The 16,361-nt window shown below is 67.9% G+C and carries 13 protein-coding genes; 4 read left to right on the top strand and 9 right to left on the bottom strand.

Annotated elements, in window-relative coordinates; all coding sequences use genetic code 11:
- Positions 1-83: 83 nt before the first annotated feature.
- The 9 genes from EAH86_RS09305 to EAH86_RS09345 all read right to left on the bottom strand — a co-directional run bounded on the left by EAH86_RS09305 (position 84) and on the right by EAH86_RS09345 (position 11,464).
- Positions 84-1,169 (bottom strand): substrate-binding domain-containing protein, encoded by a 1,086-nt coding sequence (locus EAH86_RS09305; protein WP_140739564.1) that lies wholly within the window; start codon positions 1,167-1,169, stop codon positions 84-86.
- Positions 1,170-1,262: 93 nt separating this feature from the next.
- Positions 1,263-2,459, bottom strand: coding sequence for an ROK family transcriptional regulator (locus tag EAH86_RS09310; RefSeq protein WP_140739566.1), 1,197 nt, complete (start codon positions 2,457-2,459; stop codon positions 1,263-1,265).
- A 25-nt stretch (positions 2,460-2,484) separates the two neighbouring features.
- Positions 2,485-4,335 (bottom strand): glycoside hydrolase family 3 protein, encoded by a 1,851-nt coding sequence (locus tag EAH86_RS09315; protein WP_140739569.1) that lies wholly within the window; start codon positions 4,333-4,335, stop codon positions 2,485-2,487.
- A 109-nt stretch (positions 4,336-4,444) separates the two neighbouring features.
- Complete coding sequence (locus EAH86_RS09320) at positions 4,445-6,115, bottom strand: glucoamylase family protein (RefSeq protein WP_241668300.1); 1,671 nt, start codon at positions 6,113-6,115, stop codon at positions 4,445-4,447.
- Positions 6,116-6,214: 99 nt separating this feature from the next.
- Positions 6,215-7,042, bottom strand: a complete 828-nt coding sequence (locus EAH86_RS09325) for a carbohydrate ABC transporter permease (protein WP_140739572.1) — start codon at positions 7,040-7,042, stop codon at positions 6,215-6,217.
- Between the two features lie 7 nt (positions 7,043-7,049).
- Positions 7,050-8,006, bottom strand: coding sequence for a carbohydrate ABC transporter permease (locus EAH86_RS09330; RefSeq protein WP_140739575.1), 957 nt, complete (start codon positions 8,004-8,006; stop codon positions 7,050-7,052).
- Positions 8,007-8,008: 2 nt separating this feature from the next.
- Positions 8,009-9,280 carry a sugar ABC transporter substrate-binding protein gene (locus EAH86_RS09335; RefSeq protein ID WP_140739578.1) on the bottom strand — a complete coding sequence of 424 codons (1,272 nt, stop codon included), beginning with the start codon at positions 9,278-9,280 and terminating at the stop codon, positions 8,009-8,011.
- Positions 9,281-9,347: 67 nt separating this feature from the next.
- Positions 9,348-10,376, bottom strand: coding sequence for a LacI family DNA-binding transcriptional regulator (locus tag EAH86_RS09340; protein ID WP_241668301.1), 1,029 nt, complete (start codon positions 10,374-10,376; stop codon positions 9,348-9,350).
- Between the two features lie 146 nt (positions 10,377-10,522).
- On the bottom strand, positions 10,523-11,464 hold the full coding sequence (locus tag EAH86_RS09345; protein ID WP_161988615.1) for a sugar-binding transcriptional regulator: 942 nt from the start codon (positions 11,462-11,464) through the stop codon (positions 10,523-10,525).
- 126 nt (positions 11,465-11,590) lie between these two features.
- Between EAH86_RS09345 and EAH86_RS09350 the strand changes: the two genes are divergently transcribed.
- The 4 genes from EAH86_RS09350 (at position 11,591) to EAH86_RS09365 (ending at position 16,359) form a co-directional block, all read left to right on the top strand.
- Complete coding sequence (locus EAH86_RS09350) at positions 11,591-12,955, top strand: ABC transporter substrate-binding protein (RefSeq protein ID WP_241668302.1); 1,365 nt, start codon at positions 11,591-11,593, stop codon at positions 12,953-12,955.
- Positions 12,955-13,899, top strand: coding sequence for a carbohydrate ABC transporter permease (locus EAH86_RS09355; RefSeq protein WP_140739590.1), 945 nt, complete (start codon positions 12,955-12,957; stop codon positions 13,897-13,899). Before EAH86_RS09350 ends, EAH86_RS09355 begins: the two co-directional genes overlap by 1 nt.
- 61 nt (positions 13,900-13,960) lie before the next feature.
- Entirely contained in the window at positions 13,961-14,842 is an 882-nt protein-coding gene (locus tag EAH86_RS09360) for a carbohydrate ABC transporter permease (RefSeq protein ID WP_140739593.1), read from the top strand.
- On the top strand, positions 14,839-16,359 hold the full coding sequence (locus EAH86_RS09365; protein ID WP_140739596.1) for a mannitol dehydrogenase family protein: 1,521 nt from the start codon (positions 14,839-14,841) through the stop codon (positions 16,357-16,359). The genes EAH86_RS09360 and EAH86_RS09365 overlap by 4 nt, the downstream gene beginning before the upstream one ends.
- The last annotated feature ends 2 nt before the right edge of the window (positions 16,360-16,361 follow it).

The raw sequence follows: 16,361 nt of genomic DNA on the forward strand, positions 1-16,361 counted from the left end.
CAGGTTCGAGGCTTCGGTATGCCGCGTGCACCGGCGGGTGGGAACGGCGCCGAGGCGCTGTTCCCACCCGCTGGTGCGGGGTGTCAGCTCAAGCCTGCCTTCGTGCAGGCGTCTGCGAAAGCGGCAGTGCAGATGTCGGCGACCTTGTAGACGTTGTCCTTGATGATCGTGTCCTTGACCTTGTCCTTGGTGACCGCGATCGGGTCGAGGATGGTCGAGGGCACGCCCTCGGTGTCAGTGGTCGATGCGGGCTTCTGCTTGTTGGCCAGCGCGAGGGCTGCCTTGGCGGCGGCCTCGGCCTCCGGGGGGACCGGCTTGTAGATCGTCATGGCCTGGTCACCGGCGAGGATCCGCTGGATCGCGGCGAGCTCGGAGTCCTGACCCGTGACGGGCGGCAGGGGCTTGACGCCGCCGGCCTTGAGGGCGGCGATGGCGCCACCACCGGTGCCGTCGTTGGCTGCGTAGACACCGACGAGGTTGCCCTTGACGGCCGAGATCTGGCCCTCCATCCAGGCCTGCGCCTTGTCGGGGCTCCAGTCCGGGGTGTCGTACTCGGCAGCGATCTTGAAGCCGCTGGAGTCGAGCACGCTGTGGGCGCCCTTCTTGAACGACCCGGCGTTGGGGTCGGTCGGCGAGCCGTTGATCATGACGATGTCGCCGGACGTCTTGCCACCGGCCTTGATGGTGTCGACGAGGGTCTGGGCCTGGATCTTGCCGACCGTCTCGTTGTCGAAGGACACGTAGTAGTCGGCGCCGGCGATGAACCGGTCGTAGGCGACGACCGGGACGCCCTGGGCCTTGGCGCTGGCGACGACCGAAGCTGCGGCCTTGCCGTCAACCGGGTCGAGGACCAGCACGTTGGCCCCCTGGGTCAGGGCGGCCTCGGCCTGCTGCTGCTGCTTGGCAGGGTCCTGGTCGGCGTTGCTGTAGATGATCGTGCAGGCGGCGCAGTCCTTCTTGACGGCGGCCTCGAACAGCGGCCGGTCGAAGGTCTCGTAGCGGGTGGTCTTGGACTCGGGCAGCAGGAGGGCGATCTTCTTGCCGCCGCCACCACTGGACGAGCTGCTACCGGAACCGGAGTCGTCGCTGTTGCCACAGGCAGCCAGCGACGCGAGGCCGAGGCCAGCCACGAGAGCGGCCCCGGCGAGACGAATGGAACGGGTGGGCATAGCTGATCTCCCTTGGTCAGACACCGGCAACCACGTTGGTGCGGGCATGGTGTGAGTTAATCGCTGACCCACCCTTGACGTCAAGAGTTGAATTCAAGAAATAGACGCGGCAGTTGCCAGGACGCCCTCGTTGGCCGGCAGCAGGGCGGCTGCGCAGACCAGCGCACCGACCACATCGGCGTCCGTCTCGAGCTCGCTCTCCCGCAGCACGACGGACGCGGCGGCACTCGGGATGGCGCACCGTTCGAGCGACGCGCGCATGGGGCTGATGATGATCGAGCCGACCCGGGAGAGCTGCCCGCCGAGCACGATCACCTCGGGATTGAGCAGGTTGACCAGGCCCGCGACCGCGACGCCGAGGTGCCGGCCGGCGTCCTCGAGCACGCGTCTGCAGCCGGGGTCGCCGTCGAGGGCGCGGGTGATCACGTCCCGCAGGCTCAGCGGTCCGTGCGACGCGGCGAGGGCGTCGAGGAGGCCGCGCGCTCCGATGTAGGTCTCCAGGCAGCCACGGTTGCCGCACCGGCAGACCGGGCCGTTCTCGTCGATGGTGAGGTGGCCGATCTCGCCCGCAGTGCCAGCGGCCCCGCGGAAGAGGTCACCGTCGAGGATCAGCCCCGCTCCGACGCCGTAGGAGAGCTTGATGTAGACGCCGTGTTGAACTCCTTGCAGGACACCACATCTCAGTTCGCCCAGGGCCGCCAGGTTCGAGGTGTTGTCGACCGCCACAGGGGCCTGGAGCCGTCCCTGCATCTCGGCCGCCACCGCCACGCCCCGCCACCCGGGCAGGATGCTCTCGCTACCCACCTGCCCGGAGACGGAGTCGACCGGGGCGGGGATGCCCACGCCGACCGCGCGCACGTCGGCCATCGTCTTGCCGGCCTTCTCGACGAGGTCGAGCAGCAGGCGGGAAGCCCGGTCCATGCCCTCGTCTGCGGCGTGGTCGGCCGGGAGTGGCATCCGTTGGCGCCCGATGATGTTCCGCGGTCCGGTCCCGAGGGCGACCCGCACGTCGCGGTCGCCGAACGCGATCCCGGCGATGAGCGTGCTCCCGGTCGCGAGCGACACCAGGACTGCTCTGCGGCCGTTGCGGATGCTCGGCTCGAGCTGGACCGCACCCGCGCTGTCCAGCTCCTTGACCATGTTGGACACGGTGGCGGGGCTGAGCCCGGTGAACCCGGCGATCTCGACCTGGGTCATGGCTCCCTGGTCGCGCAGGGCATCCAGGACACGCAGGCGGTTGGCTTCACGCAGGGACGCCTGCGAGCCGGGAGCCGCCTGGGATGAATTCACGGCATAAACATAAAGGGTGGGGCCCTCAAACGGTAGGGATGACCTGTAGCCCGTGTCCGAAGCCGAACAGCGGGTCGTCGTAGCCGGGCACGTCCTCGCCGTGCCTGCGGACCTGCTCCATCGACCGCGGCAGGTCGAAGGGCAACCGGCCCACGGGTGCGATCGCGCCGGTGAGCGCGTCGACCAGGGCTTCGTCGCTGGTGCCATAGCTGCCTACCAGCGCAGTGGTCAGCGGCAGCAGCGAGGTGAGGACCGCTGGCCGGTCCAGGACGACGTCGACGACCAGGGGGCAGTGCGCGACGATCCGGGCCAGGCGCGCGACCAGGCCCGGCGGGAACTCGAGCGAGCCCTGGTGGAACCACGACTCGAGGAAGAGGTCGAATCGCGGGTCGAAGGGCGCCATCAGCCGCACGAGTGCGATGTCGGCATCCTCGGGCCGGTCGACCTGCTCGCCAAGCGCGGCGACGGTCTCCGGCGACATGTTCTCGGCATAGACGCGCTGGCCCGTGGCCAGCGGCAGGACCGGCGCGCGGCCCTCCGCGCCGTTCTGTAGGACGGTCACCGACCGGGCCTGGGCGGCATACCCGGCATCACGAAAGTCCTTGCGTCCCAACGTCTGCGCGGCGTGTTCCTCGTCGACGTAGGGGTTGTCGAAGAGGCCGAGCCGGAACTTCACGGTGAGCAGTCGGCGGGCCGACTCGTCGATGCGTGCCTCGCTCACCCGACCGTGCCCCACGAGGTCGAGGAGGAGCTCGACGCACTCCTCGCCGCCGAACTGGTCCGACCCGGCCTCGATGATCAGCTCCATCCGCCCCGCGGGGTCGAGGTGCTCGACCCCCCAGGCTCGGGCGGGGAGGACCTGGTCGCCGACGTGGTTGTCGTTGACGAGCTCCCAGTCCGTGACGACCACGCCGTCGTAGCCGAGCTTCCCCCGAAGCAGGCCGGTGATGATCTGCTTGTTGTAGCCGAACCCGACCTCCTCGATCGGCTCGCCGTCGACCTCGAGGGCGATCGGCATCCCGTAGTAGGGCATGATCGCCGCGGTCCCGGCGGCGATGATCGGCGGGAACGGCTTGAGGTGGTCGGCAAAGCGCCCACCGGGATAGACCTGCTCCCGGCCGTAGGGGAAGTGCGCGTCCTCACCGTCCTTCTGGGGACCTCCGCCGGGGAAGTGCTTGCTCGTGCACGCCACGCTGCCGGGTCCGAGCGAATCCTGTTGGAAGCCTAGGAGATAGGCCACCGCCATCTCAGTCACGAGATCGGGGTCCTGGCCGAACGTGCCCGACTGGCGGGCCCATCGAGGCTCGGTGGCGAGGTCGAGCGTGGGGTGCAGCGCGGCACGGATTCCCACAGCGCAGTACTCCTGGCGCGCGATGTCGCCGAACTCCCTGACGAGGTCCGCATCGCGGAGGGCAGCCAGCCCCAGGGACTCCGGCCACTGCGAGAACGACTTCGCAGCGAAGGAGGCGCCGGCGTTCTCGATGAACGCGTGCCGCGGGTCGGTGGAGACGGTGACGGGTATGCCGTGCGGCGTCTGCTCGGCCACGGCCTGGAGGGCGTTGTGCCAGCGGGCCGCCATCCGGGGGTCGTCGAGGGCGTGCACGTTGAAGTGGGTGAGGTGCTTGCGGAGCACCACGTCGGAGGTGGCCGACTTGCTGATGGCGCCGGGCTCCTCGAGAACGGTGCCGTCGGCGCCGGCCTCGATCACGGTGTGGAACATCAGGCCGACCTTCTCCTCCAGGGAGAGCCTGGGGAGCAGGTCGGCGACCCGTTCCTCCACGGTCAGGCGTGGGTCCTCGAAAGGGTCCATCCGGTCGTTCCCGTTGAGGTCGCGGTACTCGACTCCCTCGGGGCTGGTCTTCCTGACCGGCTGCATGGGGTCCTCTCACATCGGCGTCTCGTGGTGGGTCCGGGAAGGTCGTCTCGGGCGCCGTGTGCCCCAGGCCTCAGGGGGTGCCTGAGGCACACGACGGGTCCGGAGGCGACTAGGCGATGCCTGCGCCGAACTCTTCCATGCCGATGACGGGCTGCAGGGCCCGCTTGACGGCATCGGTGCTGAAGGCGCGCCGGAGCACGTTGTCCGCCAGGACGTTGCCGATCGCGCCCATGACCATGGCCTGGTCGAGGGACAGGTAGCGCTCGGCGATCTTGCCGGACTTGACGGCGACGGCGTCGTAGAAACCGCCGGCTCCGTAGGCCTTGAGCTCGTCCTGGATCTTCGCGAGGTTCGTGAAGGCGTTGCCGGGCTCGTGCATCATCGCGAGGAACGCGGCGTGGGGGGTCACGACCCCGTCGCCGAACGTGGGGTTCGGGTTGACGGCGTCACGGCAGTCGGCGTAGGCCAGCTTCACGTCGGTCTTCTCCTGGTCGGAGAAGTAGCCCTCGGGGTTGAGCCCCAGGACATCCAGGCCGTACTCGCGGTAGCCACCGGCCGGGTTGCTCGAGGGCGAGAAGCCCCAGTAGCCGTAGCCGGCCTCGTTCAGGCCGTGCTCCCTCTGGGCACGGACGTGCAACGGGTGGTTGATGCCCCAGCTGCGCGGTGCCCAGCTCAACTCGGGCACGAACACGTCGGGCATGAGCTCCTCGAACATGCTGCCGCCCCAGCCCGGGACGATGTGCATGCCGCGGTAGCTGTAGGCGCCTTCGTAGACGTCGACCCCGAGGTAGGTGCGGTTCTGGCCGACCGGCTGCATCTCCTGCCAGTTCCAGCCGCAGTCGTCGGGGAAGGTGCGCCACATGGCGAAGTAGTGGTTCGCAGGGACCTGGCCGGTCAGGATGCCGAGGTAGCTCGTGATGCGGGTCTCGGACACGGTGGTGTCGTAGTGGTGGTTGGTCAACCAGACGTCCGGACCGACGCCGATGTGGTTGCCGTAGAAGCCATCCGTGCGGTTCGGCGGCTGCACGGGGAAGAACCCACCGTGCATCAGGCCGGGCTTGCGCGACGCGTTGGTGTCGTAGAAGGCATCCCAGCGCATCCGCTTGAAGAGCCGGTTCGCGAGCGGTGCAACACCGCGATCGGCCGAGGCGACCACCCTGAGGGAGGCGCCCAGCCAGCCGTTGTCCACGCTGGAGAGGAACGGGTCGATCCGGTCCCCGCTGCCCGGGAAGCTGGTGAGCTTCGCGCCGGTGGACTCGTCGTACCAGTTGTAGTACATGCCGCTGGGGTCGTGGTGCTCCATGCGCAGGAGGGTGTTGAGCGTCTGGACGAGGCGTCGGGTGCACTCCCCCTTGGTGATGATGCCGAGGTCGCGAGCCACGATGGCCGACCACATGTAGCCGGCGATGTTGGTGGGCGAGGTGTAGCCGGAGCGATCGGCTACCCCCAGACCGCCGTTGATGTTGTCCGCCGGCAGACCGGTCTTGGCGTCGGTCATGGCCACCAGGCTGTGCCAGGTGTCCTTGGCCCAACCGAGGACCCGGGCCTTCTGCGCCGCGGCGCCGAGGTCGGTGGCGCGCGCGAAGGCGGGAGCGGTCACGGCGGGGGCACCGGCGGCCGACGCACGACCTGCCGTCAGGCCCACCGCCGCCACAGCGGTCGCGCCGACGAGCAGCTGACGACGGCTCGGCGAGGAGTACCCGGTCGCGGCCAGGGGGCTGGCCGCACTGTCGGGTGCCATCTGCGGCGTACTGGACGTGGGGAGGTGAAGCTTGGCCATGGGTGATGCTCCAATCGGGGTTGGTTCACTTGCTGCCGGGGTGGTGCGGCCTGACCGAGTCGCGGTCTGACCGAGTGGTGCGGTCTGACGTGGGTGCGGTTACTTGATGCCAGTCGTGGCGATGCCTTCGATGACGCGGCGCTGGAAGATCAGGAAGACCAGCAGCACGGGTAGCACGACGACGGTTGCGCCGGCGAGGAGGAGCCCATACTGCGTCGAGTTCTGGCCGGTCGAGTAGAGCGCCAGGGCCACGGGCAGCGTGTAGGTCTTCTCCTGCTGGGCCACGACGAGCGGCCAGAGGAAGTTGTTCCAGCTGCCGAGGAAGGTGAGGATCCCCAGCGTCGACAGTGCCGGTCCGGCCAGCGGGAGGAAGATCTGGCGGAAGATGCGCAGCTCACCCGCACCGTCCACCCGCCCCGCATCGAGCAGGTCCCGTGGGAGTCCCAGGAAGAACTGCCGCATCAGGAAGACGCCGAACGGCGCCGCCAGGAACGGCAGGATCAGCCCGGGCAGGCTGTCGATCAGGCCGATGTTCGCCACCAGCACGAACAACGGCACGAAGGTCACGACGCCCGGGATCATGAGGGTGCCCATGACCACGCCGAAGAGCGCCTTCTTGCCCTTGAAGTCCAGCATCGCCAGCGCGTAGCCGAGCATCGAGCAGAACAGCAGGTTACCCGCGGTCACGGCGACCGCGACGACGGTCGAGTTGAAGAAGTACTGCTTGAAGTTCAACCGTGAGAACAGCTGCGTGTAGTTGTCGAGGGTGGCCGTGTGGGGCCACCAGGTGGGCGGGCTCTGGAGCAGTTCGCCCTGGGTCTTGAAGCTGCCCAGGATCATCCACACGAACGGTGAGATGACGGCGACGAGGAGCACGGTCAGGACCCCGTAGAGGAGCCACCGCCCGCGGGCGTTCATTCCAGTCATGACGACCTCACGTGTTGTCACGCAGCAGGCGGAACTGGATGGCAGCCACGATCGCGATGACGACGAAGATGATGTAGCTCATCGAGGCCGCATAACCGTAGTTGCCGAAGCCGAACTGCTTGTAGGTGTACATGGACATCGAGATGGTGCTGTTGAGCGGGCCACCGTTGGTCATCACGAAAGGCTCCTCGAAGAACTGGAGGTAGCCGATCGAGGTGGTGACCGACACGAACAGCAGGGTCGGCCGCAGCATCGGCAGGGTGATGTGGCGGAACCGCTGCCACGCCCCCGCGCCGTCGATCGAGGCCGCCTCGTGGAGCACGTAGGGCACGCCCTGCAGCCCGGCCAGGAAGATGATCATGGCGGTACCGAAGTTGCGCCAGGAAGCCATCAGGATCAGCCCGGGCATGGACCAGTGCGGGTCACCGAGCCAGTTGGGGCCGGTGATGCCGACCCAGCCGAGGACGGTGTTGATGAGGCCGAACTCCTCCTGGAGGAGGAACCGCCAGACGACGGCCACGGCCACGATCGAGGTGATCACCGGCGTGTAGAAGCCGAGGCGGAAGGTCGAGCGGAACCGCGTGATCCCCTTGTCCAGCGCGACGGCCGCGGCAAGCGCGATGCCCAGGGTCAACGGCATACCGATGACGACGAAGTAGGCGGTGTTGAGCGCCGCCTTGCGAAAGACCGGGTCGGCGAAGGCCCTGGTGAAGTTGTCGAAGCCGATGACGTTGACCGAGAACGGGCTTCGCAGGTCGCGCGACTTGGTGTCCGTGAGGCTCATGAAGAGCGACTGGACGACCGGCCACGCGGTGAAGACGAGGAAGAGCAGGCAGAACGGCAGTGCGAGCATCCACGCCGCACGCCCTTCGCCGAGCGGTCGTCGCCCAGCGCCCCCCGCGCGGGGGGACGGGCTGGTGCTGCCCGTCTCCCCGCGGGGGGTCACCTCGGTGGTGGTGGACATGACTACTGGCCGGTGCCGATCGAGTCAGCCTGCTGCTGCACGGTCTTGAGGGCGGCAGCGGGGTCGGCGCCCTGCTTGGTCACCTTCTCCATCTCGGTGTCGAAGCCGGCGACGACCTGCTCCCAGGTGGGGAAGCTCGGCGGGGCCTGGGCCGTCTCCAGCTGCTTGCCGAACACGGCGAGCTTGGTGTCAGCGGTGAGGGCCGGGTCCTGCCACGCCGACTTCACGGCGGGGAGGTCGGTCGAGGACGAGTACCACTTGACCTGGGTCTTGGGGTCGCTCAGCCACTGGATGAACTTCCAGGCGGTGTCGCGCTGCTTGGACTTCTTGAACACCACGAGGTCAGAGCCACCGACGAAGGACGACGACTTGGTCTTGGCCGGGATCGGCATGACGTCGTACTGGTCCTTCTTGACGCCGACCTTCTCGACCGCGGACATCATCCACGGGCCCGAGACGAACATCGGCACGCGGCCGCTCTTGAAGTCCGGCTCGGTCGTCGGGGTGGCCGGGGCCGCCTTGTCCGAGATGCCGTCGGTGAAGTAGCTCTGGTAGTACTTCACCGCGTCGAGCACCTCCGGGCTGTCGAAGTTGTAGGCCTTGCCGCTGTCCTTGGTGAGGTCGGCGTCGTTGGACCAGCCGAACGGCATGATCGACTGCCAGGAGCCGACACCGCCGGCCTGGAAGCCCATGCCGTACTTGGCACCGGCCTTGGTCTGCATCGCCTTGGCCATCGACTTCAGGCCGTCCCAGTCGGTGGGGGCCTTGTCGTAGCCGGCCTTCTTGGCGAGGTCCGTGCGGTAGTAGACCAGGCGGGTCTCGACGTACCACGGGACACCGAAGGAGGTGCCGTTCACCTCGGTCGTCTTCTGGGCGCCGTCGAAGAACGCGGACTTGTCGATGGCCGGGGGCGTGGGGTCGAGCGCGTCGTTGCCGGCGAACTCACCCATCCAGGTGGTGCCGACCATCGCGGCGTCCGGCGTGGTGCCGGCCGTGATCGCGGTGGTGAACTTCTGGTAGGCCGCGTCCCACGGGATCGCCGTGACGTTCACCTTGGCGCCGGGGTTGGCTGCCTCGAACTCCTTGGCGAGGGCGGGGAGCTTCTCGCCCTCTGCACCCATCGCCCAGACGGTGATGGTGCCGGTGGCCTTGCCTGAGCTGACGTCCTTGCCTGTCTCGGTTGCCTTCGAGCCTGCGTCGTTCCGGCCGCAGGCCGTCAGGGTGAGCGCTGCGGCAGCAATCGTCGCGACCGCCATGGCGGAGGTGCGTCTCATCGGGTTTCTCTCTTTCTTAGGAGGGATTACGGGAGATGAAGTTTGGAGGGGGTATGCCCTGGACGGGTCAGCGCGAAACGCCCTCTGGGGGACAGCCGCAGGACGACCGGATGACCAGGCTGGTCGGGATGACCTGCGGTCCGTCCCCGACCGGTGCTCCGGTGATCCGCTGGTGCAGTCGGTCGGCGGCACTGGCGCCGAGCTCACGGACCGGTTGGCGCACGGTGGTCAGGCCGGGCTCGACGTAGCGAGCCGTCATGACGTCGTCCCAGCCGACGATGGCGATGTCGTCGGGAACGACCTGGCCGCCCTCACGCAACCGCTTCATCACGGCGAGCGCGAGCTCGTCGTTCGCGCAGACGAGTGCGTCTGCGCGCAGGTCACCGGACAGCAGTCGGTCGGCAAGTGCCCGACCGTCGATCTCACGCAGCGCGATCCGCACCGGCTCGGCCGCGGAAAGGTGAGCCGCCTCGTGGGCGGCGACGAAGCCGGCATACCGGTCCCGGACGTCCGGTCCCGATGCGGGGTCACCGGCGAAGAGGACGCGGCGGCGACCGTGGCCCAGCACGTGGCTCGTGATCGCCTCGGCGCTGCCGGTGTTCTCGGAGGTGACCGTGTCGATGTCGGGACGTGCGTCGCCGGCAATGAGGACAACGGGCTTCGAGCCGTGCATGGCGGTCACGGTGGCGTCCGGGATGGCCGATGAGCCGAGCATGGCCAGCCCGTCGACGCGGGTCGCGAGGTTGCGGACGGCGCGGACGAGGTCGCTCTTGCCCTCGGCCAACATGAGGACGACGCTCTGACCGAGCTCTGCGGCGCGCGACTCGAAGCCCATCAGGAGCTCGGAGTAGTACGGACCGGAGAGCTCGGGGAGCACCAGGCCATGGGCCTCGTGGTGGCGCACAGCGAGGCTGCGGGCGGCGGCGAGCGGCACGTACTTGAGCTCGTCGGCCGCTGCCAGGACGCGCAGCCGGGTCTTCTCCGACACCGCCGTGGACCCCTGGAGGACCCGGGAGACCGAGGCGATGGAGACACCAGCACGCTCGGCGACGGAGTAGATCGTCGTCCCGCTGCTGGGTGTCGAGCCGGTTGCCACAGGTCTGCCTTTCATCGTTGAAAGCGCTTACATCCGAGATCGACCTTGCCACGGGTCGGGTGATTGGCGCAAGAGGTACCAGTCGTGAGCGTTGTCCGCACGGGTCCGAATTGACCGACTGGAGCCGGTCGGGAGACGGCCTCGGATCAGGTGGCGAGCAGCACGTCGGCGAGGGTCGCGTCGACGACCAGGCCGTGCACCAGACCGCCGTCGAGGGCGGCCCTCACCGCCGTCGCCTTGGAGGCACCGGCGACCACTGCGATCACCTCAGGCACCCGGGCCAGGTCCTCTGGGTCCATGGTGATCAGACGCGCAGCGACCTTGGGCCGCAACGTTTTTCCGTTCCCGTCGAAGAAGATCCCAGCCAGCTCGCCGACGACTCCCCGGCTCGCGAGGTCACGCTGTTCGGCGTCGTCGAGCAGGTCGTGGATGGTCGACTCGCCGGGCTGCCAGGCTCCGATGCCCACGACCGCCTTGGTCACGACAGCCGCCCGGGCCAGGCCCTCGACGACGGCCTGCTGACGACGCAGCGCATCGGCGCTGGATTTGGTGTCGAGGACAAAGGGCGCATAGAAGACATGTGCCTTGCCACCGGACAACCGGGCGGCCCGCCGGACGATGTCCACGGCACTGCTGTCGAAGTCGGGCAGCGCGATCGCCCCGGTGAGCTGGACCACCTCCACGCGCGGCAGCGTGGTCAGCGCGGCAACCACCGCGTGCACGTTGCGCGACCACGGCAGCCCCAGCACGTCGCCGTCGACCAGGACCTCCGACAGCAGGTCGGCGGCCGCCCGACCGAGCTGGTGCCGGACCGCCACCGGGTCGGCGTCGGCGGTGTCCACGACCACCGCGTGCGCCAGACCGAACCGCTCCTGGAGCTGCGCCGAGGCGTCGACGTCGAGAGATCCCTGCCGGACGATCTCGATGCGGACCAGCCCACGCTCGCGGGCCGACTCGAGCATGCGGGCGACTTTGAAGCGGCTGATCCCCAGCTCGTCGGCGATCTCGACCTTGGACTGGTTCTGGAGGTAGTGGCGGCGCGCGACGGCGGCCAGCATCACCAGCTCGGCCGGTCCGTCGTCGATCACGTGCACATCCTTGCCGTTGACAGGTTCGCCTTGCGCCGATTTACTCAGACTTACTCGTTTGGGCATCATGACGCTCATATGAGCACCAGTCAAACTGACGCCGTCAATGGCGACGGAGGAGGACGCGTGCGAAGTCGAAACTCCAAGGCCACGTTGGTCGCAGCGACGACCGGCCTGGCGCTGAGCCTCTCGGCCTGTGCCGGGTGGGGCGGTGGCGGCGTGGGGGGTGGTGGTGCGAACAGCATCAACGTCCTGATGGTCAACAACCCCCAGATGGTCGACCTGCAGAAGCTGACGGCCGACAACTTCACCAAGGAGACCGGGATCCGGGTGAACTTCACGGTGCTCCCCGAGAACGACGTCCGCGACAAGATCAGCCAGGAGTTCTCCAGCCAGGCCGGCCAGTACGACGTGGCGTCGTTGAGCAACTTCGAGATCCCGATCTATGCCAAGGCGAAGTGGATCGCGCCCCTCGACAGCTATCTCGCGTCGGACACCGAGTTCGACCAGGCCGACATCCTCAAGTCGATGACCACCTCGCTGTCGAGCGAGGGCAAGGTCTACGGCGAGCCGTTCTACGGCGAGTCGTCCTTCCTGATGTACCGCAAGGACGTCCTCGCGGCCAAGGGCATCACCATGCCGGCCAAGCCCACCTGGCAGGAGGTCGCCGACATCGCGGCCAAGGTCGACGGCGCCGAGCCCGGGATGAAGGGCATCTGCCTGCGCGGGCAGCCCGGCTGGGGCCAGATCTTCGCTCCGCTGACCACCGTGGTGAACACCTTCGGTGGCACCTGGTTCGACAAGGACTGGACCCCCAAGGTCGATGCGCCCGAGTTCAAGGACGCGGTCAACTTCTACGTCGACCTGGTCCGGGCCCACGGTGAGAAGGGTGCACCGCAGGCCGGGTTCACCGAGTGCCTCAACAACCTCATCCAGGGCAACGTGGCCATGTGGTACGACGCGACGTCGGCGGCGGGTTCGCTCGAGGCAGACGGCTCGAAGTTCAAGGGTCAGTTCGGCTACGCCCCCGCTCCGGTGGTCAAGACCGACTCCGCGGGATGGCTCTATGCGTGGTCGTGGAGCATCCAGCAGGCGAGCACCAAGAAGGACAACGCCTGGAAGTTCATCTCGTGGGCGAGCGGGAAGAAGTACGAGGAGCTCGTGGGCACCAAGGTGGGCTGGACCAGCGTCCCGGCCGGCAAGCGGGCCTCGACCTACGAGAACCCCGAGTACCTCAAGGTGGCCTCAGCCTTCGCGGAACCCACCAAGGCGGCCATCGAGTCGGCCGACCCCGAGAACCCGGGCGCGCAGCCTCGACCGGCCATCGGGATCCAGTTCGTCGACATCCCCGAGTTCCCGGATCTCGGGACCCAGGTCAGCCAGGACGTCAGCTCGGCGATCGCCGGGAAGATGTCGGTGGATGACGCATTGAAACGTGGCCAGCAGCTCGCCGAAGACGTCGCCGAGCGCTACCAAGCAAGGGGGCAGTGATGTCGTCCACGACCGCCACCAGGACCGGCACGGACACCGCCCGGCCGCCTGCTCCGAGCAAGGCGCTCCAGCGTTCCGGGGACTGGGCCCGTCGGGCCCCGCTGCTCCCGGCGCTCATCTTCACCATCTTGATGACCCAGCTGCCGTTCGTCGCGACGATCGTCATCTCGTTCATGAACTGGAACGCCTACTACCCGGACGAACGCGGCTTCGCCGGTGTCGACAACTTCGCCCGCGTCTTCACCGACACAAACACCCGCAAGGCGGTCTGGGTCACCATCCTGCTGACCGTCTCGGTGGTGCTGATCTGCCTGGTGCTCGGCCTGGGCATCGCGCTCCTGCTCGACCGCAAGTTCCGCGGCCAGGGCATCGTGCGGACGATGATGATCACGCCGTTCCTTATCGTGCCGGTCGCCGCGGCACTGCTCTGGAAGCACGCGCTCTACAACCCGGAGTACGGCCTGTTCAACGGACTGCTCAAGACGGTCTTCGGTGATAACGCACCGCAACCGGACTGGATCACCAACAACCCGTTGGCCGCGATCATCGCGGCGCTGGTCTGGCAGTGGACGCCGTTCATGATGCTGATCCTGCTGGCCGGCCTGCAGAGCCGTCCGCTCGACGTCGTCGAGGCGGCCCGCATCGACGGCGCCAACGCCTGGCAGATCTTCACGAACATGACGCTCCCGCACCTGCGCCAGTACATCGAGCTGTCCGGCCTGCTCGGCGCCATCTACGTGGTGCAGAACTTCGACCACGTCTTCACGATCACCTCTGGTGGCCTCGGCACGGCGAACCTGCCGTACTTCATCTACCAGACCTTCTACACCGCCCAGGACTACGGCCGGGCCTCCGCCGCCGGCGTCGTCGTGGTCATCGGCACGATCATCATCGCCACCGCCGCGTTGCGGACGGCGTTCAGCCTGTTCAAGGAGGACTCCTGATGAGCATCACCCCACAAAGTTCTGCGCTCCTCCGTCGCTCCGATACTTTGCGGGGGCCCCGATGAGCACCGCCACCACATCTGGGACGGGGACCTCCTCGACCGGCACCACCCAAGAGGTCCGTCACGCCAAGCCCCCGCGCAGCGGCGTGATCCTGACCGCTGCTGCGTGGGTCATCGGGATCCTGTTCGCACTACCGGTGCTGTGGATGATCCTCACGTCGCTGCACAGCGAGAACGACGCTGCCAAGAACCCGCCGGACTTCTTCGCCCCGCTCTCGCTGGATGGCTACCGGTCGTTCTTCGACGCCGGTCCCTGGCCGCCGCTGCTCAACTCGCTGACGGCCAGCGTGCTGTCCACGATCCTGGTGCTGCTGCTGGCCTTCCCCGCGGCGTACGCGCTGTCGATCCGGCCGGTGAAGAAGTGGACCGACGTGCTGTTCTTCTTCCTGTCCACCAAGATGCTCCCGATCGTGGCCGGCATCCTGCCGCTCTACCTGTTCGCCCAGAAGGTCGGCCTGCTCGACAACATCTGGTGGCTGATCCTGCTCTACACCTCGATGAACCTGCCCATCGCGGTGTGGATGCTGCGCTCGTTCCTCGCCGAGGTGCCGGTCGAGATGCTCGAGGCGGCCTCGGTCGACGGCGCGAGCCTGACCCGGACCCTCAAGGACATCGTCGCCCCGGTCGTCATGCCGGGTATCGCCTCGGCAGCGCTGATCTGCTTCATCTTCAGCTGGAACGAGCTGCTCCTCGCTCGCGTGCTGACCAGCACGGTGGCGGGCACGGCGCCGGTGTTCTTGACTGGGTTCGTGACCAGCCAGGGCCTGTTCCTCGCCAAGGTGTGTGCGGCCTCGTTCGTCGTCTCGCTTCCCGTCCTCGCGGCCGGGTTCGCGGCGCAGGACAAGCTCGTGCAGGGCCTGTCGATGGGTGCCGTGAAGTGACGGGATCAGCCCCGATCGTTTTGTCCCAGAACACGATCGGTGAGCTGGGAGAGGAGGTATGCCGGCCGGCATACGACCGCTCGAAGGTCACCGCGAGCATCGTCCACTTCGGTGTGGGTGGCTTCCACCGCGCCCACGAGGCGATGTACCTCGACGCCCTGATGAACGAGGGCAAGGCGCTTGAGTGGGGGTTGTGCGGCGTGGGAGCGCTGCCGCACGACCGCAGGATCATCGACACGCTGCGAGCCCAGGACGGGCTCTACACGCTGGTCGTGAAGCACCCCGACGGCCGACGCGAGCCCCGGGTCATCGGGAGCATCGTCGAGGTGATGTTCGCGCCCGACAACCCCAAGGCGGTCGTCGACCGGCTCGCCGACGACCAGACCCGGATCGTGTCGCTGACCATCACCGAGGGCGGCTACCTCGTCAACCAGGTGACCGGCGAGTTCGACGCGTCGGACCCCTCGATCCAGGCCGACCTGGCTGCCGACTTTGCCGGGGGCGCTGCTCCCGCAACGGTGTTCGGGTTCATCACCGCCGGGCTTGGCCGGCGCCGCGCGGAGGGGCGGGCACCGTTCACGGTGATGAGCTGCGACAACCTGCCCGACAACGGCGACGTCGCGAAGCGGATGATCTGCGCTTTCGCCCGGCTCAAGGACCCGGACCTCGCAGACTGGATGGAGGCCGAGGTCGCCTTCCCCAACTGCATGGTCGACCGCATCACCCCCGTCACCACCCCCGAGGACATCGAGGGGCTGGCGGCCGACTTCGGGGTCAAGGACGGCTGGCCGGTCGTGTGCGAGCCGTTCACCCAGTGGGTGCTCGAGGACCGGTTCCGGCTCGGGCGTCCGCCGTTCGAGGACGCCGGCGTGCAGATGGTCGACGACGTCGTCCCCTACGAGCTGATGAAGCTGCGGCTGCTCAACGCCAGCCACCAGGCCCTGTGCTACCTCGGCTTCCTGTCCGGCTACCGCTATGCCCACGAGGTCTGCCAGGACCCGCTGTTCGCGTCGTTCCTGCTCGCCTACATGGAGCGCGAGGGGAGCCCGACGCTGCCCGAGGTGCCGGGCGTGGACCTCGACGCCTACCGTCACCAGCTCGTCGAGCGCTTCGCCAACCCCGAGGTGCGCGACACCCTCGCCCGGCTGTGTGCCGAGTCGAGCGACCGCATCCCCAAGTGGCTGGTCCCGGTCATCCAGGCCAACCTGCTCAGCGGTGGCGAGATCCAGCTGTCCGCCCTCGTCGTCGCCTCGTGGGCTCGCTACGCCGAGGGTGTGGACGAGCAGGGCAACCCCATCGAGGTCGTCGACCGGCTCAAGGACCGGGTCATGGCGGCTGCCGCCAAGCAGCCGGACGACGCCCTGGCGTTCCTGCGTGACCGCGACCTGTTCGGCGACCTGGCCGACGACGAGCGGTTCGCCGCGGCATACGTCAAAGCCCTGGAGCGCTTGCACACGCTCGGCGCACGGGAGACGCTGGAGGCCTGGAGCGCCAAGGCAGGCGCCGGAGAAGGGTGAGG

It is taken from the genome of Pedococcus bigeumensis (assembly GCF_006438965.1).
In the GTDB taxonomy this organism is placed as follows: Bacteria; Actinomycetota; Actinomycetes; order Actinomycetales; family Dermatophilaceae; genus Pedococcus; species Pedococcus bigeumensis_A.